Here is a 17,452-nt window from a genome sequence, read left to right as displayed (position 1 = left end):
GCCGCGCGCCTAGCGCAAGCCGAGCCCGCGGGCGATGATGCCGCGCAGTACTTCGGTGGTGCCGCCCTGGATCGTCAGCTTGGGCGCGGTCTTGATCGCGAATGACAGTTGATGTTCCAGCGTCTCGCGGTTGGTGGCGGTTTCCTCGACGAAGGCGGCGAGCTCGCGCACGCGGTGCGGCAGTTGCTGTTCCCACACCGTGCCGATGTCCTTCACGATGGAAGCTTCCACCACCGGCTCCTTGCCGGCCTGCAGCATGCCCGCGACCGAGACCGACATGCGCCGCATGGCGTGCACCTGCGCCACCAGCCGGCCGATGCCTTCGGCGCTGCGGGTATCCGGGTTGCTGCCGACGGCGCGGACCAGTTCGGTCAGCACATAATAGGTTTCGAGGAAGCGTTCGGGGCCGCTTCGCTCATACGCGAGCTCCGAGGTCGCCTGCTTCCAGGCGCCGTCGATTTCGCCGAGCACATGGTCGTCGGGAACGAAGAAGTCGGTGAACACAACCTCGTTGAATTCATATTGCCCGGTGATCTGGCCGATCGGGTTCACCTGGATGCCCGGCTGCTTCATCTTGACCAGAAATTGCGTCAGGCCGTGGCGGCGGTTCTCTTTGGTGGGCGGCGACGTCCGGAAGATCGCGATCATGTAGTCGGCGATATGGGCCGAGGAGGTCCAGATCTTGGTGCCGTTGATCAGATAGCCGCCGTCGGTCTTGGTCGCGCGGGTCTTTGCCGCGAACAGATCGGAACCGGAATTCGGCTCGCTCATGCCGATCGCAAAACACACCTCGCCGCGGCAGATGCGCGGCAGGATGTCCATCTTGATATTCTCAGGCGCGTATTTGAGCAGCACCGGGCCGCTCTGGCGGTCGGCGACGAAGAAGCGCCGCGTCGGTGCGTTGGCCACCCGCATTTCCTCGGTCACCACATAGCGCTCGAGGAACGAGCGCTCGTGGCCGCCATATTTCTTCGGCCAGGTCATGCCGAGCCAGCCGCGCGCGCCCACTTTGCGGGAAAATTCCGGCACGTCGGTGTCTTCGCGGTTCGGCTTGTGCGGATCGAAGGTGCCGGCGGCGATTTCTTCCGCAAGGAAGGCGCGCACTTCCTTGCGCAATTCTTCGCATTTCGGCGGAAGACGGATCGGATCGAAACGGAGGGCTGCGGTCATTGTGACTCTCTAATGCAGGCAGATCGGTGTTGATGTCAGCGCGAGGCCACCAACGGCCACAATTCATCGGCGCCGCGGTTGCATACGAGCTTGCCGAGCTCGACCGCCCAATAGCTTTCGGAACCGAAATCGTCGCGCCAGGCCAGCGCGCGCAGCGAATAGCGATGCAGGATGTGCTCGATGGTGAAGCCGATCGCGCCATGCACCTGGTGGGCAATGGCACCGCCTTTCTCTGCGGCTTCCGCGCAGCGGATCTTTGCCGCCACCGCTTCGAGGAACACTTCGTCGTTGAAGGTGGTGGCATTGGCGATGGCGTCGGCGGCCGAGGTGGCCGCGGCCAATGCCGCCGCCGACTCGCCGGCGAGCCGCGCCAGATTGTGCTGCACCGCCTGGAATTTCGAAATCTTCTTCTCGAACGCGACGCGCTCGTTGGAATAGCGCACGGAAATTTCCAGCATCGATTCCAGCGCGCCCGCGATCTGCAGACTGCGCGCGACGCCGCCCATCAGCATCAGCCGGGTCTGGTCGAAGCCTTTGGGCGCGGGCTTGATCGTGAGCGGCTGCACCTTGTCCAGCGTCACGGTGTCCGACTGGTCGCCGCCGAGCCCGAGCCCGGTCTCGATCCGGCACTTGCCGGCATCGACCAGCGCGATGGAGACGCTGCCCTTCGCATCGCTTGCGAGGACCGCGAAGTGCTTTGCCGCCTTGGCAAACGGCACGCCGCGCGCCTTGCCCGACAGGCTGCCATCGGCATTGACAGTGATCCGGTCCTTCGGACTCGCGGGCACCACCGTCATCTCGCCATCGGGCGAAGCGATCCTGGCTTGCGCCAGCAGCCAGCCTGCCAGCATGGTCTCCGCCAGCGGCACCGCGACCGCAAAGCGTCCGGCCGCGCTCAACACGCTGAAACCTTCGGCGAGAGAGGCGCCCGACCCGCCGCAATCTTCGTCCACCCAGGACAAAGGCAGGCCGGCTTCGGTCAGCGCCTGCCACAGCGGCGCTTTCCACGCGCCTTTATCATCGCGATTGATGGTTTGGGCGTCGGCGAGATCGGCGAAGATTTTCTCCGCGGTCTCGGCAACGATGTTGTCACTCTCCGCCACAGCGTTCCCCGAAATTGATTGGCACCGGCCCGGCGCGTGGTGCCAGGGCCTCGGGTGCGGTCTTTTCTTGCGCTTTATGATGAGCAAAAGCCATAGCTGTGACAAGCGCTGTCCGCAGGGCGGCATGAGGCGGTGGCATGAAGGTCATCAGGCAAAGAATAAATTCCGCATAGTGGAACGACCGCGGATTTGCACGCCATTGATCGCGGGATATGCTAGCGGTGAAGCCTGTCCACGGGCGGTTCGAAACCCAGCCAAAAGCAACAAGAGGAAATGCGGATGTCGAAGGATGGTTTGTGCGCGATAGTCACCGGTTCTGCCTCCGGCCTCGGGGCCGCCACCGCCACCATTCTGGCGAAGGGCGGCGCGCGCATCGTCGTCAACTATTCCAACAGCAAGGCGGAAGCTGAAGCCACCGCCGATCTCTGCCGCAGCGCCGGCGCCGAAGTCGTGGTGGTGCAGGGCGACGTATCGCGCGATGAGGACTGCAAGAAGATCGCGGCCGCCGCGGCGGCATGGGGCCGTCTCGACGTGCTGGTCAACAATGCCGGCACCACCAAGCATGTGGCACATCATGATCTCGACGGGCTTTCGGCTGAGGATTTTCAGCGCATCTACGCCGTCAACACGATCGGCCCGTTCCAGATGATCCGCGCCGCACGCGCGCAACTCGAGGCCGGCGCGAAAGCGTCCGGCCTGCCATCTGCGGTGGTCAACATATCGTCGGTCGCCGGCATTTCCGGCGGCGGCTCGTCGGTCGCCTATGCCGCGAGCAAGGGCGCGCTCAACACCATGACGCAGTCGCTGGCGCGCGCGCTGGCGCCCTTGATCCGCGTCAACACCGTGTGCCCCGGCTATATCGATACGCCCTGGTTCACCAAGGGTCGCGGCGAGGCCGGCGCCAAGGCGGTGCGCGACGCCGTGGTGGCGAAGGTGCCGCTGAAGGTCGCCTCAACCGCCGAAGACATCGCGCAATTGGTGTGCTTCCTCGCGTCGCCCGCGTCGAGCAACATGACCGGCGAGTTCGTCCGCATGGATGCGGGGATGCATCTGGTTTTGTGAGGCAAGGGTCTAAAGCGTGATTGCGAGATCGTATGGTGGGCAAAGCGTAGCGTGCCCACCATCGTCAGTCCGGAGAGAATGGTGGGCACGGCGCAAGCGCGCCTTTGCCCACCCTACGCGTTCTTACCTGTTGCCCGGATCGGATATCACCCGGCTGGCCACCAGCCGGTTCCAGATGAACAGCACCACCAGTGCGCCGATGGTGGCGGTGATGAAGCCGGCGCCCTGGTCGGGGCTGTAATGGCCAATAGCCTGGCCGATCCAGGTCGCCAGAAACGCGCCGGCGATGCCGAGCACCGTGGTCAGGATGAAACCGGCCGGATTGTTCGGTCCGGGCGAGAGCATCCGCGCGATGATGCCGGCGACGAAGCCGACGACGATGATCCAGATAATGCCGCTCATGGCTTTCCCTCTCCGATGCGTCGATGATGAAGCAGAGCGGCGCGGACTGCGCGCCGCTTAAACGGCTCAAATCCGGCCGGACAATTCGTTCTCGTCCGGCAATCGTCCGTCCGGCGTCAGATGATTGACGACGTCGGGCAAGAACTTGCTGAGGCCTTGCAGCAAATCGTTGCGCGAGAGGCCGCTTTGCGAGGCGAGGGACTCGATCTGGTCGGCGCCGAGCGCGCTAGAGAGATCGCCGGGCGAGACCTGCTTGTTGGGGCCGTTGCTGACCCAGGAGTCGGCCTGATCGCCAAGGCCGTTCTGTTGCAACTGCTTCATGAGGTCGCCGAGGCCGCCGCTCAGGATGCTGCCGGCCGCGCCGCCCGCGAGCAGACCGCCCAAACCGCCCTTGAGCATGTCGCTCATGCCGCCCGCGCCGCCGCCGGGCAGGCTGGCGGTCACATTGCCGGGCGCGGGAGCGGGCGTGGGGCGCGGCGCGGCGCCGGCCTGATTGCCGGTGAAATGCTTGATGCCTTTCCAGGCCAATAACGCCAGGATCGCCATCGTCATCGGTGACATACCACCGCCGCTATCGGATTGTGCGCTGGGGGTGCTCGGGCCGCGTGGGCCATTCTGCATGCCGTTGAGTACGTCGAGTAAACCCATGGTCGTCTCCTCCGCGTAGCCCCCCGCGTGAAACATAACGGTGGCGTATGACGGTTACAAGGAGCGGGCGGCCGGCGCCTGAAGTAGGCTGGGTCCGCGCGCTCTGCTAATTAAAGCCCGTTGCAACGCGGAAGGTGGCAAATGGTTTCGGGCCAAACGATCGGTATTGCAGGGGCGGGCAGCATTGGCTGCTTCGTCGGCGGCATGCTGGCGGCCGGCGGCCGCCGCGTTGCGCTGCTGGCGCGTCCGCGCGTGATCGCTGAAATCGAAGCCCATGGCTTGCGGCCGACCAGTTTTGAAGGTCTTGACCAAACCGTCCCGCGCGAGCGGTTCGCATTGTCGGAAAATCCTCACCTTTTTGAGAACGCCGGCATCGTGCTCGTTACGGTCAAGAGCGCGGATACCGCCGCCATGGCCGACATCATCGCCAGGCACGCACCATCGGATGCCGTGATCGTCAGCCTGCAGAACGGCGTCGGCAATGCCGCCGTCCTCCGCCACCGGCTACCGGGGCGGCGCGTGCTCGGCGGCATGGTGCCGTTCAACGTGATCGCGCTCGGCGAGGGGCGGTTTCATCGCGCGACCTCAGGCGACATCATCATCGAGCAGGACGAGGCGCGCACCGCAGAGAAACTGTCGGTGCCGGGCCTGAAGATGCTGCCGACCGACAACATCCACGGCGTGCAATGGGGCAAGCTTCTGCTCAATCTCAACAACGCGCTCAATGCGCTGGCCGATTTGCCGCTGCGCCGGCAGCTTGCGCAACGGCCATGGCGGCGGTTGTTCGCCGATCAGGTCGCCGAGGGACTGGCGGCGATCCGCGCCGATGGCATCAGGCCGATCTCGCCGACGCCGATCCCGTTCGGTTGGTTGCCACCGCTGCTGCGCTTGCCGGACCCGATCTTCGAAGCGTTGCTGGGGCGGACGATGAAGATCGATCCGGAGGCACGGTCGTCGATGTGGGAAGATCTGAAGCACGGCCGGCGCACCGAGATCGATTATCTGCAAGGCGTCATCACCGAAATCGCCGAGCGGCGCGGGCTGGAGGCGCCGCTGTCGCGCCGGATCGTTGAACTGATCCGGCAGGCCGAGCGTGACGCCAGGGGCTCGCCGGGCCTGACGCCGGAGCAGGTTCGCGCGGCGAATTGATTTGCCTTGAAATGGCGCCGGTCTGGTACGAGTTTCGTTCAGGTGAGCCGATGGGAGAAGCGATATGAAGCGAACGCGCCTCGCGACGTTAGCGATTGCCGTCCTGGCCGGCTGCGCGTCGCTCGCGCCTGCCCATGCCGTGCCGCCGACCGCGACGCCGTCGCCGGGCTATGACGCGCGGCTGCAGGAGCAGCGGGCGGCCCAGCGTGCGGTGGCAGCGCCGGTCGTCAAGCCGCGTCGCGTCAAGAAGCCGCGCGCGCATTGAGGCGACGCCGCCACGTGAGTACGCCTACCACGTCGTCCCTGCGAACGCAGGGACCCATACCGCGTGATCTATCGATGAAGCGTGGTGACTGACGCTCTCCGTCAGTCAACCAGGGCTGTGGGCTACCGAAGCGAAGCCGTCGTGCCGCGTGCCTCTCCACAACGGCCGCGGCGTATGGGTCCCTGCGTTCGCAGGGACGACACAAAATGTCTAGCCCTTCTTCTGCTTGGCCGCCTGCTGCTGTTGCTGCTGCTGTGGGTTGAGCAGCCTTTTGAGCTCGTTGACTTTCTCTGAAAGCCGCGGCCATTCACACGAGAATTGGTCCCTGGCGCATTGGGCAGCCTTGATGCGCGCCGCCTGTTTGATCGGACTTGCCACCGGCACCGGCACTTTTTCGGTTTCAGCCGGTGGAGGAGGGATCTGTTCGGTGCGCAGCGAGACCTGCTGCCATCCCAGCGTCGGCGGCGGCTCCGGCTGTTGCTGCTTGGCCGCCAGCGCCGCGGCGACGTTGCTGCGCCGCTCGCGCTCGAGGTAGGCGGTATATTGCTCGTCGATTCTCTTCTGTTCTTCCGGCGTCGGGTTGGGGCCTGCGATGTCGAAGGTCCGGTCCTGCATGAAGTCGTAATAGGTGTAGCCACCGCCGGGCTTGCGGCGGCCAGCGAATTTCGCGTTGCATTCGGCGAGCTTCGCCGTCTTTTCTTCCTTGGTCTTCGCTCTCTCGGCAACATCGGCGCAGGATTCGAAATCGACAGGCGCGCTGCGCCACCACTGCGCGTCGCAACGCACCGGGGCCAGCACGATGAGGCCTCCGATGGTGGCAATAGCAAATGAAGAAGCACGTGAGGCGATCACGGACGGGACACTCCAGTCGAATTCTCAGGAACAGTGATTGAGTCGATTGTCATCATTTTGGCAGCGCTGTCACGCCGAAATTGCACGATTTTCCCGCTGTCGTTGTGACTCTATCCGGTGGATGTGACCGATGGAACACAGTGCTATGTCGTTGAAAATTATTCAGTAAATTCAACGTCAAGGCGCGCGGCGTACGCGATGCTGTCAGGATCGGTCGTGCACCATCTGAAGGCGAACGGATAAGCACGCCACATTGTGGCAATAATCAGTCGGTTCCGCGCGCGCGGGCCAACGTGCGCGACGCCGTTTCATGGAACCTTGCGCGATAGAGCCTGGCAAATTCGCCCATGTGATGGAAGCCGTTGGCGCGGGCGCACGACGTCACGGTGATGGCGTCGGACCCCCTCACGAGCTGTGCGCGGGCCGACCAAAGCTGCTTGAGACGCAGATAGCGATGCAGGCTCATGCCGCGAACGCTCGCCACTGCCGTACCTAGGGTTCTGACCGACACGCCGCATTGTTCGGCGAGTTCGGCGCTGTAGATCGCCGAGGCGGCATGAAAGGCGACATAGTCGTCGATCCTGCGAACGAGTTGGCAATAGCTCCTGCTGGCAAGCCGGCCCGCCAATTCCGGTGCCCTGCTGCGGCGGAACATCTCGTCGATGGCGAGAAGCAGGTCTTCCTGAAAGGCAAGCGCCGAGCGCGGCTCCTGCAACAGATCGGGTCTGGCGGAAGCCGCCTGCAGAATCCCTGTCGTGACGGTTCTGACCGTCGCCAGAGTGTCGGCGTCCGGCGTGAACGGGCACAGTTCGTCCGGTGTATCGAACCATTCCCGGTCCTGCAGGCCGGCTCCAAGGGTGACGATCGCATGCAGCGATCCACGGGGTTCGACGAACTGCAAATCCAGATTGCCGCGCATGCCGATAAAAGCCGGACGGTTCACGGACATGCCGTTGACGGACACCTCGTAATTGTCCTCGATCTGGAAGATGACGACGCCATGCGCCGCGCGATAGCTGACATCGACAATGCGGGGAAACGAGGTGAGCACGGTGATCTGGCAGAAGGGCAGCTGCACCATCGCGCGCGCGGTATGGAAATTCGCGAGGTTTAAGGGGACGCTGCGCGCATCGGCGACAAACTCGACCGGGCGGAAGGCGTCGATGTCGGAAAATTGCGTGATCGAAAGCGCCGGTGAGGGCGACAGGTTCTGAAACAGCATCTCGATGTGACCGGCGGTGTGAATCGTCGAATCCAGTCTTTAACGTCGAATGGTCTGGTTAACTTCGTGTTAACAAGTGTGGCCGGTGGGAGGTGCGGTTGCAGGCCGCCTGCGTGAGCAAGGCCGCGCGTTCGATACCGAGAACGAACAAAAACTACCGAGGAATTCGAAGGACTTAGCTGGCGGCGAAGCGGTTGCTTCGGGTGCGGACAACGTGTTGCAAATCCATTATAGCTGCTCATGCGGAATGCTATTTGTTTTGCGGCAACGGAAAACTTCATGGTGTTGTGCCACGCGGTGACCCCGAACTACCGGTTTAGCGTGCAACTTAACTCGCCGCGCGCCGGCTGCCGACGTTGTGCCGGCGGGCGGAGTGGCAGAACAAGCGCAAGGGGAAACAGCCTGCATGAGCATTACCACGGCGATGACGAGCGTGCCGAAGCCCGCACCCGACCTGATCGAGGCATTCAGGGGCGCACCGACCTCTGTGATCAGCGACAACCTTGCCCGGCTGCCGGGCGCCGTAGGCCTGCGGCCGTTCCATCGCGGCAGCAAGCTGGTGGGTGTCGCGTTCACCGTACGCACGCGGCCGGGCGACAATCTTGCGATCCATCGGGCGCTCGAACTGGTCGGGCCGGGTGACGTGATCGTGGTCGATGGCGGCGGCGACGAGACGCGGGCGCTGGTTGGCGAGATCATGAAGACTATCGCCGAATATCGCGGCGCCGCCGGCTATGTGATCGACGGCGCCATCCGCGACGTCGCGGCTTTCGCTGCGTCCGACTTTCCCTGCTTTGCCCGCACGGCGATCCACCGCGGGCCCTACAAGAGCGGACCGGGCGAAATCAACGTGCCGGTTTCGATCGGCGGCACGGTGATCTCGCCGGGCGATATCGTGGTCGGCGACGAGGACGGCGTGGTGTCGTTTCCCGCCTCGATCGCAGCCACCGTGCTGGAGGCGGTCCGCGCCCAGATCGCGCGCGAGGAAGATACGATGACCGCGATACGCGAAGGCCGCTACCAGGGCAGCTACGGCAAATCCTGATCGATGCGCGAAGGCGCCAGGGGAAAACGTCAAGGAAAAACGTCAGGGAGAAACCATGAGTCAGAAGGACGAATTTCACAATCTCGACAATCCGCATGACGGGCTGCTTCGCGAACTTGCGTCCGGAGTCACGACACGAATTTTCTCCGGCGAGCACGCGATGCTGTCGGTGGTGACGCTGGCGCCACACGCGCAAGGCACCCTGCATCATCACCCCGAGGAACAATGGGGCGTGCTGCTCGATGGCTCGGCCATCCGGGTTCAGGGCGATGAGGAAATTCCGGTCAGGAAGGGCGATTTCTGGCGCACGCCGGGAAATGTGCCGCACACGATGCGGGCTGGACCGGAAGGGGCGCGCGTGCTTGACATCTTCAGTCCGCCGCGGCCCGAGTACAAAAAAGCCGGGTCCGGCTTCGGCACTTAGAAGAAGTCTGCGAACAAAAACAAAAAAGCGCAGTCACAATCGGGAGGAGACACTTGGTGAAGATTACCAGACGCAATCTGCTTGCGGCATCGGCCGCGTTCGCGGTCACGCCGGCGCTGGCGCAGCCGGCAAAGAACATGACGCTGGTGGTGCCGTTCCCGCCGGGAGGCTCCACCGACGCGCTGGCGCGGCTTTTGCAGTCCCACCTGCAGACGAAGCTCGGCCGGACCGTGCTGGTGGAAAACAAGTCGGGTGCTGCGGGCTCGCTCGGCGCCATACAGGTCGCCAAGAGCGCGCCTGACGGCGCGACGTACCTGGTGACCTTCGACTCGCACGCGGTCATCCCCTCGATTCTCGAAAAGCCGGGACTGGATGTCGAGAAAGACCTGGTGCCGGTGTTCCTGGTCGGCACCGCGCCTTACGTCGTCGCCGCGAATGCCGAGCGGCCGTACAAGAATTTTGCCGACGTGGTCGCGGCCTGCAAGGCAAATCCCGGCGCGGTGAAATATGCTTCCGTTGGCATCGGCACGCTCGGCCATCTCGCGATGACGGTGCTCGGCAAGAAGGCCGGTGTTGAGATCACGCATGTGCCCTACCGCGGCGGCGGTCCGGCGATGAACGACGTGCTCGGCGGGCATGTCGACATGATCGTCGGATCGGCGGCGCTGATCACGGCGCAACTCGGCACCAACATGCTGCGTCCCATCCTGCAAATGGGTCGCGAGCGGATGCACGTGCTCAAGGATACGCAGACCGCGATCGAGGCAGGCTATCCCGATTTCGAGACGCTGGCCTGGTGGGGCGTTTTCGCGCCCAAGGACACGCCGCCCGATGTCATCGCCAGCATGGCGAAATCGGTGAAGGAAATTTTGAGCGAGCCGGCGGTAGCGACGCAATTGCAGGAGACGCAGCAGATGACGCTGCTGCTCGCCGACGGCAAGGAGTTTTCGACGTTCTTCGCCAAGCAGGTCAGCATCTGGGGCCAGGTCGTGCGCGAGAACAACATCAAGGCATAGGGCCGCGAGACCCGTTCGGCGCTCGCAACCACGCGCCGGGGCTGAAATGATTTCCGATACCGCAAAGCCCGCCAAGGACGCGAAGTCCTTGGCGGCTTCTTCAGTTTATCGTGGCGTGGAAGGTGCCGCAGGCGCGGGCGCTGTCGGCGATGCCGGTGTCGCCGGACGTGTAGTCGAGCCTACCGTCGTGCCGGGAGCGGCGTTGTCGGCCACCCGGGGTCCGCTCCATGGCGCCCACATGAACAAAAGTGCAAAGACGATGACGGCAGCAATGGCCCCAACAGCTGCGCCGCTGATACCACTCCCGCGGCGATCCAGGTCCTCACGCATTGTTTTCTCCTCGATATATTGCCCAAAGGGCAAGCCGCCCGGACCTGGATGGTTCCTTTAGGCGCGGGTGTGAGGGAGGAGCCGAAAATGTTCGGCTGCGCTGTCGTGAATGAGGCTGCTCACCCAAAAGATGCACCGACGGAAAACGGCCTCAGTGCGGCGGGCGCCGAGGCCGTCATTCCAATCGCTTTCGATCACGGGGGGATGAGACCGGAAGCCATGAATTGACTCCACACCAAGCGAATGGTTCCTGTGCGCTTCAACAAGATCGAAATGGGTGGAGCCGGCCACAACGAAAAACGATGGACGCAGCATCCGCTGCGCCCGTCCGAACGCGTCGGCCCATTCGGTGAGATCACCAGTCGCCGGCATTCGGAGCCCGAATTGGGATGCTTCCGCGCCCCCCCGGGGCTCCGCGGAGGGCTGGCGATGCCGGCCTTGCTTTGCTATGAACGTCCAAGTACCCGCCTACCCAGCGGGTCCGCGGTCCCGTAGCTCAGCCGGATAGAGCGACGGTTTCCTAAACCGTAGGTCGCATGTTCGAGTCATGCCGGGATCGCCAGTCTTTCAATCCTCTACAGTCCAGCGAGTGCCGGCCCTAACCGGGCTCCGGATAGATTTGCAAAAACGCCATCGTTGTGTCGCGCGCCCGTCGCGCGATCTCGGCGGCGCTCGGGCGATCGGCCACCTGAAGCAGCAGGCCGGTCATCAGGTCGCCCCAGAGCAGGCCCAGAAACTTTTCGGTCATCGTGTCGGGATCGCCAACGAGAAGCCCGGCTGATTTGGCGTTGGCCATGATCGCTCGCAATGCATCGCGGGTCGGCTTGCGGGCGATCGTGTCAAGCGCTTGCGCCAACTTTGGGGCGTGCACGGTTTCGGATATGGCCAGCCGGAACACCGCGACGACGACCGGATCGGTCGTTTCCGTCAGAAGCCTTGTTCCAAAAGCCGTAAGCACTTCGGTCAGGATTTTTCTGTCGCGCAGTTCGGGGAGATCGGCCGGTGCTTTCAAGCGCTGGGCGCGTTCGGTGATGCAGGCGACGAGCATCGCTTCCTTGTTGCCGAACAGCGCGTAAAGCTCGCGTTTCGAAACGCGCGCGCGCGTCGCAATCTCCAGCGTGCTGGTCTGCGCATAGCCGCCCTCCATGAACGCCGAAAGGGCCGCGCCGAGGATCCGCTTCCGGGCCTCGGTCCCGCCGGTTTCTTCCTCGCGCGCTTTCATTCTTGGACTCATCGTCTGATTTTTCCACTTGACTTGGTACCAAGTAGTACCATATTTCGATTTATTCGGTACCGGATCGTACCAAGCTGAACTCCGATGTAAAGGATACTCGTCATGACGAAACCAATCCTCGTGACCTCAGCAGCCGGCGGCAACCAGGGCAGAACCGGCCGACATGTCTCCCAGCTGCTGCTTGAACGCGGCGCCCGCGTCCGCGCTTTCGTGCGCCAGAGCGACGAACGCGCCGATCGCCTGAAATCGCTCGGCGCCGAAATCTTTGTCGGCGACTTCCTCGACGTCCACTCCGTCGAACAGGCCGCCAAGGATGTCTCGGCGATTTACTTTGCCTATCCGGTCCAGGACGGACTGGCAGACGCCACGGCCGCGATGGCGTTTGCCGCGCGCAAGCATGGTGTTTCGCGGTTGGTCAATCTCGTGATGTATCAGTCATCGATCGACGCGCCGACGCCCCGCATGCGGCAGAACTATCTGTCGGAACAGGTGTTCGAGTGGGCGGGCGTCGGTCCGGTCCATCTTCGGGCCACCGTGTTTTACGAGAACGTGGCGCGTCTGGTCGGTGCGAGCCTGCCCGCGGGCGGCGCCATCCGCCTGCCGCTTGGCAATGAAAGCACCATTCTGCCGTTGATCTCGGCCGAAGACGTCGCGCGGATCGCTGTCGGGCTGCTCACGAGCCCCGGGCTGACCGCGGGCGCCGCCTATCCCGTCATCGGAAGTACCGTTTCCATCATGGAAATCGTGGGGGCTTTTGCGCGCGTCCTCGACAGGGACATCCACTACGAGGAGATCACCGACGAGCAGTGGCGGAGCGAGGTCCTCGCGCGTGGCTGGAATGCGCATGCGGTCGAACATCTGTCCTCGCTCTGGAAGTCGCTGCGGGCGGCCAGCCTTTCGGCGGAGGCCGCGCGCTTCGCCGTGACGGACACGATCGAAAAAATCGGCGGCGCCAAACCGAAGACGTTCGAACAGTTCGTTTGCGAGCAGCAGTCGGAACTGGCGGCGCAGCCGGCGGCTGCGCGGACGCAGGCCTAGCGGGGAGACGAGATCATGAACAGACGCCAGCTATTGGGCGCGGCATTGGCGCCGCTCGCATTGCGCGTTGCGCCGGACGCACTCTCATCAACGGCATTCGCGGCAGCTTCGGAACGAGATGGAACAATGAGCAAGACAACGCAACGCATCATCGAATGCAACGGGCTCCGCATCAACATCGCCGAGCAGGGCGAGGGGCCGCTGGTGCTGCTGGTGCACGGTTTTCCGGAATCCTGGTTCTCGTGGCGGCACCAGATCGACGCGCTTGCTGCCGCCGGCTTCCGTGTTGTCGCCCCCGACATGCGCGGCTACGGCAGAAGTGACGCGCCAGAGGCGATCGACCAATACACGATCCTGCATCTCGTCGGCGACATGGTCGGCATCCTTGATGCGCTGGGTGCGGCGACCGCCGTCATCGTCGGACATGATTGGGGCGCCAGCGTCGCCTGGCAGGCAGCGCTGATGCGGCCGGACCGCTTCAGGGCGGTGGCAGCGCTCAGCGTGCCATTCCGGCCGCGCGGCAAGGCGCCGCCGACAAGCCTGATGCCCCGCACCGAGAATGCGCAATTCTATCAGCTCTATTTCCAGGAGGAGGGGCCAGCGGAAGCGGAACTGGGGCGCGATCCGCGCGCGACCATTCGCAACATGCTGTTTGGGGCGTCCGGCGATGGCGTGGCCGCGGCCCGCGCGGCCGCAGCGGACGGCGGGCCCGCGCCAAACCTCGGCATGGTGCCGAAGGGCGGCGGATTCCTGCAGGGACCCGGCGCACCCAAAACCCTGCCGTCCTGGCTGGAAGAAAGCGACATCGACTTTTACGGCGAGGAGTTTCGGCGCAGCGGCTTCCGCGGCGCGCTCAACTACTACCGCAACCTCGATCGCAACTGGGAAATCACGGGCGCCACGGCAGGTCTGCAGGTGACGGTGCCGGCACTCTACATCGCGGGCGATCGCGATTTTGTAGTGTCCTTCCCCGGCACGGACCAGTTGCTCGCAAACCTGAAGGCCTTGGTTCCCGGCTTGCGCAAGATCCAGATGCTCTCCGGTTGCGGTCACTGGACCCAGCAGGAGCGGCCGAACGAAGTCAGCGCCGCGCTCGTCGAATTCATGCAAGCCCTGCCGAGCCGCTCATGACAACGCTGACATCCCACCCATTCGCGTCGCCGGGGCATCAAGCGGCGAAGGTCAAACAGATGGCGATGCTCGACGGCCCGGTGCTGCCAGCGCTCCTGAAACTCGCGTTGCCGACCGTCGTGGTGCTGGTCGTGCAAACGCTTGTCGGGGTGGCGGAGACCTATTTCGTCAGTTTCCTGGGGACGGAGCGCCGTTCTACGGAATATCGGGGCTCGGGATGCTGTTGTATTTCGCGGGTCAGGGGGCAGGCCGCGTGATGTGGCCTGTTCTTGGCGGAACGGTTCGACTGTTGATCGCGGCCGGCATCGGCTGGATCATTGTCGTCGATCTCAGCGGAGGGTTGCGGGAGCTCTTCATGGCAGGCGCCGCCGGCTCGATCGTTTCCGCTGTCATTGTCGCAGGCGCGCTTTGGCTCCGCGGTTGGGGCCCGGCTGGGCAGGTTTCGAAATAGTTTTCGGCATGCGGCGGCTACAATGGCCGCCGCGTCCAACGATGGATTACGCCGGCTTGCGGCGAAGCCGGCCTTTCATCTTGAGGCCGTCGCGCATGTTGAGGCCGAGCAGGGCGATATTCGTGGCGCCCGCAGCGAGTTCGAGAGCCTGCGCGATATGGAAGCCAGTATCGAACTCGCCAGCGCTCGCCTTGGATGCGAGGAACAACGCCGAGGGTATCAGGATCAACATGCCGTTGGCTGCAATCAGCGGCATGCGCCTGGTCTTCGTACCGATGATCCCGCCGCGGCGCTTCCCCGCCAGCGTAAAGCCCGAGCCGCCCGCCGCCATCAGCGCCGGGATAAGCACCAGAAAACCCCACGGGATCGTCGTCTTGACGATGGTGACCGTCGCCTCCGACGCAAACAGCTCTGCTGACGCTGTCGAGAGCCAGAAGGTCGCGATCGTAAGCAGCGCGAGCGCGCCGGCCAGTGGATGAATTGTTTTGATCATGGCTATGCGACGCAGACGCCTGAAACCGCGACCTTCTGGAACAGATGCGGGGAAGCGACCGCCGAGGATGGGTAGGCCGACATTTTCGCCCTGAATTCCGGATGCATGAACGCGCTACGGAAGTCGGCAGTGGACTCCCATACCGCGCAGTTCAGGTAAGTCGGGCTTTCCCCGATCGCGCGATGAAGCTGGGTCGAGATGAAGCCCGGCTGCCTTTTCATGAACTGCGCGTCGTCCTGCCAGGCCTGGAGGAAGATCTGCTCGTCGGCCTTGTCGAGCATGAAGACGTTCACCAGCACGACGGAGCTGGCCTCGATGGCGATCTGGCGTTCGATCGGAAATGCGGGGTCAAGTGGACGCATGGAGGGCATGACGACTTCCCTTCAATATGATCATATGGTGTCAATTGGGTATGATCGAGACATATCAAATTGACATCATAATGTCAATATAGTTTTGTGGTAACAAATGAAGCACGCCAAGCGAACCCGGGCCGGTGACGCCCTGACAGGCCTCATCCTCGACCTGTTCAGGCTGAACAACCTGCTTTTGACGGCAGGCGACCGGCTGGTCGCGGGGCTCGGGCTGACGAGCGCCCGCTGGCAGATCCTGGGCGCCATCGTCGCCGCCGAACGCTCGCAGCCGGTCGCATGGCTTGCCCGCGACCTCGGTGCCAACCGGCAGAACGTGCAGCGGATCGTCAATGATCTGGAAAAAGAAGGGCTGGTGTCATTCGAGACCAACCCGCATCACCGCCGGGCGCAGCTCGTGGTGCTGACCGATAAGGGAAGGCAGACCTACGACGCCGCCTTGCGCCTGCAGGGTCCCTGGGTCAACGGTCTTTCCGATGACGTCACGATCAAGGACATCGAAACGGCCCATGGCGTCATCCTGGCGCTGCGCCAGAAGCTGGATGGCAACGAAGCGGTGGAGGCGCGCGGCTAACCCGCCTCTCACGCTCCCTTGTCCAGCAGCACCTTGAACTCCGCCCGCGCGCGTTGCGCTTCGCGTTTGGCGGTCTCGGAGGCTTCGCCGAGGCCGAAATAGCCGTGGATGAGGCCGAGGCCGTCGTAATAGCTGGTCGGCACGCCGGCGGCGGCGAGCGCGTCGGCGTAGGCCTTGCCCTCGTCGCGGAGCGGATCGAACCAGGCGGTCGCGATGATCGCAGGCGCAAGGCCGGTGAGATTCTTGGCGCGGAGCGGCGAGACGCGCCAGTCGGTGCCGTGCGCGCTGTCTGCGAGGTAATGGCCGCAAAACCATTCCATGGTGGCGCGGGTGAGGAAATAGCCTTCCGCGTTCTCTGCGCGCGAGGGAAAGCGCGCGTTCTCCTTGGCGTCGGCGAAATTTCCGGCGACCTCGGTGACGGGATAGACCAGTAATTGCGCCGCCAGTGCTATGCCGGCGTCGCGGCAGGCGATCGCGGTGGTGGCCGCCAGATTTCCGCCGGCGCTGTCACCGGCTACCCCGACGCGCCGTTCGTCGCCGCCGAATTCGGCGATGCGGGCGATGATGTCCCTGGTGGCCGCAAAGGCATCCTCGAACGCGCCGGGAAACCGCACTTCGGGCGGGCGGCGATAATCGACCGAGACGACGACCGCGCCAGTCTCGATCGCAAGCCAGCGCGCCTGCCGGTCATGGGTGTCGAGATCGCCGGCGACCCAGCCGCCGCCGTGGAAGAACACCACCGTCGGCGACTTTTCGCTCGAGTTCCGATAGGCCCGCGCGCCGAGAAACCCGGCGGCGCCTTTCACTTTGATGTCCTCCGCGCTCATCACCGGCGGCGGCGGAACCGCCGCGCGCGAGGCCGCCAGCGCGCGCAGCGCATCGCGCGCGCTCTGCGGCGTCATCGTCGTGGTATCGCGCAGCGGCAGCAGCGGAATGATCTCTGCGACGACGGGATCGAGCGGTGTAACCATGCGCGGTGCCTCATTCCGGAACAGGACGGCAGCATAGGTAACGGGCGCGGCCGCCGCAATCGCGCCATTTTGCAGGGCAGGCCGGCCGATTTCCTTCGATTGATTATGAGTCCTGCAAGCAGATGCGCGGGGCCCCGTTGATAGAATCGTGCTCCGTTTACTTCTCGTTATCCGTAAACGGGCGTGCGCGGGGAACGGGCCGGCGTGCGGCTCATTACTCCTTATTCATTCCAGAGGGAGTGGAGCGATGGATCAATTCGCTGGAATCGATCGGGCCCTCGACGAAACGCTGGTGCAACTCGGTGGGATGGTGCTGAGGCTGTCCAGCCCGGAAGTGACGCGGACGCCCGAAGAGCTGCATGCGCTGGCGTGCTCGGTCAACCAATATTCGGTGTGTGCGGCACGCTCGGGCGATCCGCGCGTGCACCAGCTCAAGGTCGAACTGGAACAGACGATCAAGCCGCATCTGCGGCTGGTCGCCAGCCGGTAAAGCGCGCCGCC

The 17,452-nt window shown here is 63.9% G+C and carries 22 protein-coding genes and 1 tRNA gene; 13 read left to right on the top strand and 10 right to left on the bottom strand.

What is annotated here, in order from left to right; genetic code table 11:
- Positions 1-9 precede the first annotated feature (9 nt).
- On the bottom strand, positions 10-1,170 hold the full coding sequence (locus ACVWVY_RS04080; RefSeq protein ID WP_456625174.1) for an acyl-CoA dehydrogenase family protein: 1,161 nt from the start codon (positions 1,168-1,170) through the stop codon (positions 10-12).
- Positions 1,171-1,205: 35 nt separating this feature from the next.
- The gene (locus ACVWVY_RS04075) at positions 1,206-2,273 is read right to left on the bottom strand and encodes an acyl-CoA dehydrogenase family protein (protein ID WP_456625173.1); all 1,068 of its coding nucleotides are present in this window, start codon (positions 2,271-2,273) and stop codon (positions 1,206-1,208) included.
- 279 nt (positions 2,274-2,552) lie between these two features.
- Between ACVWVY_RS04075 and ACVWVY_RS04070 the strand changes: the two genes are divergently transcribed.
- Entirely contained in the window at positions 2,553-3,335 is a 783-nt protein-coding gene (locus ACVWVY_RS04070) for an SDR family NAD(P)-dependent oxidoreductase (RefSeq protein WP_456625172.1), read from the top strand.
- Positions 3,336-3,458: 123 nt separating this feature from the next.
- Here the strand turns inward: ACVWVY_RS04070 and ACVWVY_RS04065 are convergent, their stop codons facing one another.
- Both ACVWVY_RS04065 and ACVWVY_RS04060 read right to left on the bottom strand, forming a co-directional pair.
- Complete coding sequence (locus ACVWVY_RS04065; RefSeq protein ID WP_456625171.1) at positions 3,459-3,737, bottom strand: GlsB/YeaQ/YmgE family stress response membrane protein; 279 nt, start codon at positions 3,735-3,737, stop codon at positions 3,459-3,461.
- 66 nt (positions 3,738-3,803) lie between these two features.
- Positions 3,804-4,385 carry a YidB family protein gene (locus tag ACVWVY_RS04060; RefSeq protein ID WP_456625170.1) on the bottom strand — a complete coding sequence of 194 codons (582 nt, stop codon included), beginning with the start codon at positions 4,383-4,385 and terminating at the stop codon, positions 3,804-3,806.
- A 141-nt stretch (positions 4,386-4,526) separates the two neighbouring features.
- On the opposite strand from ACVWVY_RS04060, the gene ACVWVY_RS04055 reads away from it, so the two are divergent.
- Both ACVWVY_RS04055 and ACVWVY_RS04050 read left to right on the top strand, forming a co-directional pair.
- A complete protein-coding gene (locus tag ACVWVY_RS04055; protein ID WP_456625169.1) occupies positions 4,527-5,534 on the top strand; it encodes a 2-dehydropantoate 2-reductase in 1,008 nt (335 codons plus the stop codon).
- A 64-nt stretch (positions 5,535-5,598) separates the two neighbouring features.
- Positions 5,599-5,799, top strand: a complete 201-nt coding sequence (locus ACVWVY_RS04050) for a hypothetical protein (protein ID WP_456625168.1) — start codon at positions 5,599-5,601, stop codon at positions 5,797-5,799.
- A gap of 210 nt (positions 5,800-6,009) precedes the next feature.
- Here ACVWVY_RS04050 and ACVWVY_RS04045 read toward each other — a convergent pair whose 3' ends face one another.
- Both ACVWVY_RS04045 and ACVWVY_RS04040 read right to left on the bottom strand, forming a co-directional pair.
- Positions 6,010-6,651, bottom strand: a complete 642-nt coding sequence (locus ACVWVY_RS04045) for a hypothetical protein (RefSeq protein ID WP_456625167.1) — start codon at positions 6,649-6,651, stop codon at positions 6,010-6,012.
- Between the two features lie 265 nt (positions 6,652-6,916).
- A complete protein-coding gene (locus ACVWVY_RS04040) occupies positions 6,917-7,873 on the bottom strand; it encodes a helix-turn-helix domain-containing protein (protein ID WP_456625166.1) in 957 nt (318 codons plus the stop codon).
- Between the two features lie 406 nt (positions 7,874-8,279).
- Between ACVWVY_RS04040 and ACVWVY_RS04035 the strand changes: the two genes are divergently transcribed.
- The 4 genes from ACVWVY_RS04035 (at position 8,280) to ACVWVY_RS04020 (ending at position 11,250) form a co-directional block, all read left to right on the top strand.
- Entirely contained in the window at positions 8,280-8,918 is a 639-nt protein-coding gene (locus tag ACVWVY_RS04035) for an RraA family protein (RefSeq protein WP_456625165.1), read from the top strand.
- Positions 8,919-8,973: 55 nt separating this feature from the next.
- Positions 8,974-9,342, top strand: a complete 369-nt coding sequence (locus tag ACVWVY_RS04030) for a cupin domain-containing protein (RefSeq protein ID WP_456625164.1) — start codon at positions 8,974-8,976, stop codon at positions 9,340-9,342.
- A gap of 56 nt (positions 9,343-9,398) precedes the next feature.
- Positions 9,399-10,358 carry a Bug family tripartite tricarboxylate transporter substrate binding protein gene (locus ACVWVY_RS04025; RefSeq protein ID WP_456625163.1) on the top strand — a complete coding sequence of 320 codons (960 nt, stop codon included), beginning with the start codon at positions 9,399-9,401 and terminating at the stop codon, positions 10,356-10,358.
- Between the two features lie 815 nt (positions 10,359-11,173).
- Positions 11,174-11,250: transfer RNA gene (locus ACVWVY_RS04020), tRNA-Arg, on the top strand.
- Between the two features lie 36 nt (positions 11,251-11,286).
- Here the strand turns inward: ACVWVY_RS04020 and ACVWVY_RS04015 are convergent.
- Positions 11,287-11,910 carry a TetR/AcrR family transcriptional regulator C-terminal domain-containing protein gene (locus ACVWVY_RS04015; protein WP_456625162.1) on the bottom strand — a complete coding sequence of 208 codons (624 nt, stop codon included), beginning with the start codon at positions 11,908-11,910 and terminating at the stop codon, positions 11,287-11,289.
- A 114-nt stretch (positions 11,911-12,024) separates the two neighbouring features.
- Between ACVWVY_RS04015 and ACVWVY_RS04010 the strand changes: the two genes are divergently transcribed.
- The 4 genes from ACVWVY_RS04010 (at position 12,025) to ACVWVY_RS03995 (ending at position 14,542) form a co-directional block, all read left to right on the top strand.
- On the top strand, positions 12,025-12,960 hold the full coding sequence (locus tag ACVWVY_RS04010) for an NmrA family NAD(P)-binding protein (RefSeq protein ID WP_456625161.1): 936 nt from the start codon (positions 12,025-12,027) through the stop codon (positions 12,958-12,960).
- Between the two features lie 126 nt (positions 12,961-13,086).
- Positions 13,087-14,091, top strand: a complete 1,005-nt coding sequence (locus ACVWVY_RS04005) for an alpha/beta fold hydrolase (protein ID WP_456625160.1) — start codon at positions 13,087-13,089, stop codon at positions 14,089-14,091.
- On the top strand, positions 14,088-14,348 hold the full coding sequence (locus ACVWVY_RS04000) for a hypothetical protein (protein ID WP_456625159.1): 261 nt from the start codon (positions 14,088-14,090) through the stop codon (positions 14,346-14,348). The genes ACVWVY_RS04005 and ACVWVY_RS04000 overlap by 4 nt, the downstream gene beginning before the upstream one ends.
- Positions 14,348-14,542 (top strand): hypothetical protein, encoded by a 195-nt coding sequence (locus tag ACVWVY_RS03995; RefSeq protein ID WP_456625158.1) that lies wholly within the window; start codon positions 14,348-14,350, stop codon positions 14,540-14,542. The genes ACVWVY_RS04000 and ACVWVY_RS03995 overlap by 1 nt, the downstream gene beginning before the upstream one ends.
- A gap of 46 nt (positions 14,543-14,588) precedes the next feature.
- On the opposite strand, the gene ACVWVY_RS03990 is transcribed toward ACVWVY_RS03995, so the two are convergent.
- Positions 14,589-15,035 carry a hypothetical protein gene (locus tag ACVWVY_RS03990; RefSeq protein ID WP_456625157.1) on the bottom strand — a complete coding sequence of 149 codons (447 nt, stop codon included), beginning with the start codon at positions 15,033-15,035 and terminating at the stop codon, positions 14,589-14,591.
- Positions 15,036-15,037: 2 nt separating this feature from the next.
- Positions 15,038-15,406 (bottom strand): antibiotic biosynthesis monooxygenase family protein, encoded by a 369-nt coding sequence (locus tag ACVWVY_RS03985; protein WP_456625156.1) that lies wholly within the window; start codon positions 15,404-15,406, stop codon positions 15,038-15,040.
- 97 nt (positions 15,407-15,503) lie between these two features.
- Between ACVWVY_RS03985 and ACVWVY_RS03980 the strand changes: the two genes are divergently transcribed.
- Positions 15,504-15,980, top strand: a complete 477-nt coding sequence (locus ACVWVY_RS03980; protein ID WP_456625155.1) for a MarR family winged helix-turn-helix transcriptional regulator — start codon at positions 15,504-15,506, stop codon at positions 15,978-15,980.
- Positions 15,981-15,988: 8 nt separating this feature from the next.
- On the opposite strand, the gene ACVWVY_RS03975 is transcribed toward ACVWVY_RS03980, so the two are convergent.
- Entirely contained in the window at positions 15,989-16,951 is a 963-nt protein-coding gene (locus ACVWVY_RS03975; protein WP_456625154.1) for an alpha/beta hydrolase, read from the bottom strand.
- A gap of 247 nt (positions 16,952-17,198) precedes the next feature.
- On the opposite strand from ACVWVY_RS03975, the gene ACVWVY_RS03970 reads away from it, so the two are divergent.
- Positions 17,199-17,441, top strand: coding sequence for a hypothetical protein (locus tag ACVWVY_RS03970; protein WP_456625153.1), 243 nt, complete (start codon positions 17,199-17,201; stop codon positions 17,439-17,441).
- Positions 17,442-17,452: the final 11 nt, after the last annotated feature.

Source organism: Bradyrhizobium sp. URHC0002 (assembly GCF_054059515.1).
The sequence above is the reverse complement of the archived record's forward strand: the minus strand, read 5'-3'. Positions and strand labels throughout refer to the sequence as shown.

Excerpts from the sequence above, each read along its gene's own strand:
- ACVWVY_RS04000 (WP_456625159.1), top strand. The coding sequence starts at position 14,088 with ATGACAACGCTGACATCCCACCCATTCGCGTCGCCGGGGCATCAAGCG.
- ACVWVY_RS03980 (WP_456625155.1), top strand. The coding sequence starts at position 15,504 with ATGAAGCACGCCAAGCGAACCCGGGCCGGTGACGCCCTGACAGGCCTC.
- ACVWVY_RS04065 (WP_456625171.1), bottom strand. The coding sequence starts at position 3,737 with ATGAGCGGCATTATCTGGATCATCGTCGTCGGCTTCGTCGCCGGCATC.
- ACVWVY_RS04060 (WP_456625170.1), bottom strand. The coding sequence starts at position 4,385 with ATGGGTTTACTCGACGTACTCAACGGCATGCAGAATGGCCCACGCGGC.
- ACVWVY_RS03975 (WP_456625154.1), bottom strand. The coding sequence starts at position 16,951 with ATGGTTACACCGCTCGATCCCGTCGTCGCAGAGATCATTCCGCTGCTG.
- ACVWVY_RS03970 (WP_456625153.1), top strand. The coding sequence starts at position 17,199 with ATGGATCAATTCGCTGGAATCGATCGGGCCCTCGACGAAACGCTGGTG.
- ACVWVY_RS04015 (WP_456625162.1), bottom strand. The coding sequence starts at position 11,910 with ATGAAAGCGCGCGAGGAAGAAACCGGCGGGACCGAGGCCCGGAAGCGG.
- ACVWVY_RS04005 (WP_456625160.1), top strand. The coding sequence starts at position 13,087 with ATGAGCAAGACAACGCAACGCATCATCGAATGCAACGGGCTCCGCATC.
- ACVWVY_RS04035 (WP_456625165.1), top strand. The coding sequence starts at position 8,280 with ATGAGCATTACCACGGCGATGACGAGCGTGCCGAAGCCCGCACCCGAC.
- ACVWVY_RS03985 (WP_456625156.1), bottom strand. The coding sequence starts at position 15,406 with ATGCCCTCCATGCGTCCACTTGACCCCGCATTTCCGATCGAACGCCAG.
- ACVWVY_RS03990 (WP_456625157.1), bottom strand. The coding sequence starts at position 15,035 with ATGATCAAAACAATTCATCCACTGGCCGGCGCGCTCGCGCTGCTTACG.
- ACVWVY_RS04080 (WP_456625174.1), bottom strand. The coding sequence starts at position 1,170 with ATGACCGCAGCCCTCCGTTTCGATCCGATCCGTCTTCCGCCGAAATGC.
- ACVWVY_RS04010 (WP_456625161.1), top strand. The coding sequence starts at position 12,025 with ATGACGAAACCAATCCTCGTGACCTCAGCAGCCGGCGGCAACCAGGGC.
- ACVWVY_RS03995 (WP_456625158.1), top strand. The coding sequence starts at position 14,348 with ATGTGGCCTGTTCTTGGCGGAACGGTTCGACTGTTGATCGCGGCCGGC.
- ACVWVY_RS04070 (WP_456625172.1), top strand. The coding sequence starts at position 2,553 with ATGTCGAAGGATGGTTTGTGCGCGATAGTCACCGGTTCTGCCTCCGGC.
- ACVWVY_RS04055 (WP_456625169.1), top strand. The coding sequence starts at position 4,527 with ATGGTTTCGGGCCAAACGATCGGTATTGCAGGGGCGGGCAGCATTGGC.
- ACVWVY_RS04040 (WP_456625166.1), bottom strand. The coding sequence starts at position 7,873 with ATGCTGTTTCAGAACCTGTCGCCCTCACCGGCGCTTTCGATCACGCAA.
- ACVWVY_RS04030 (WP_456625164.1), top strand. The coding sequence starts at position 8,974 with ATGAGTCAGAAGGACGAATTTCACAATCTCGACAATCCGCATGACGGG.
- ACVWVY_RS04050 (WP_456625168.1), top strand. The coding sequence starts at position 5,599 with ATGAAGCGAACGCGCCTCGCGACGTTAGCGATTGCCGTCCTGGCCGGC.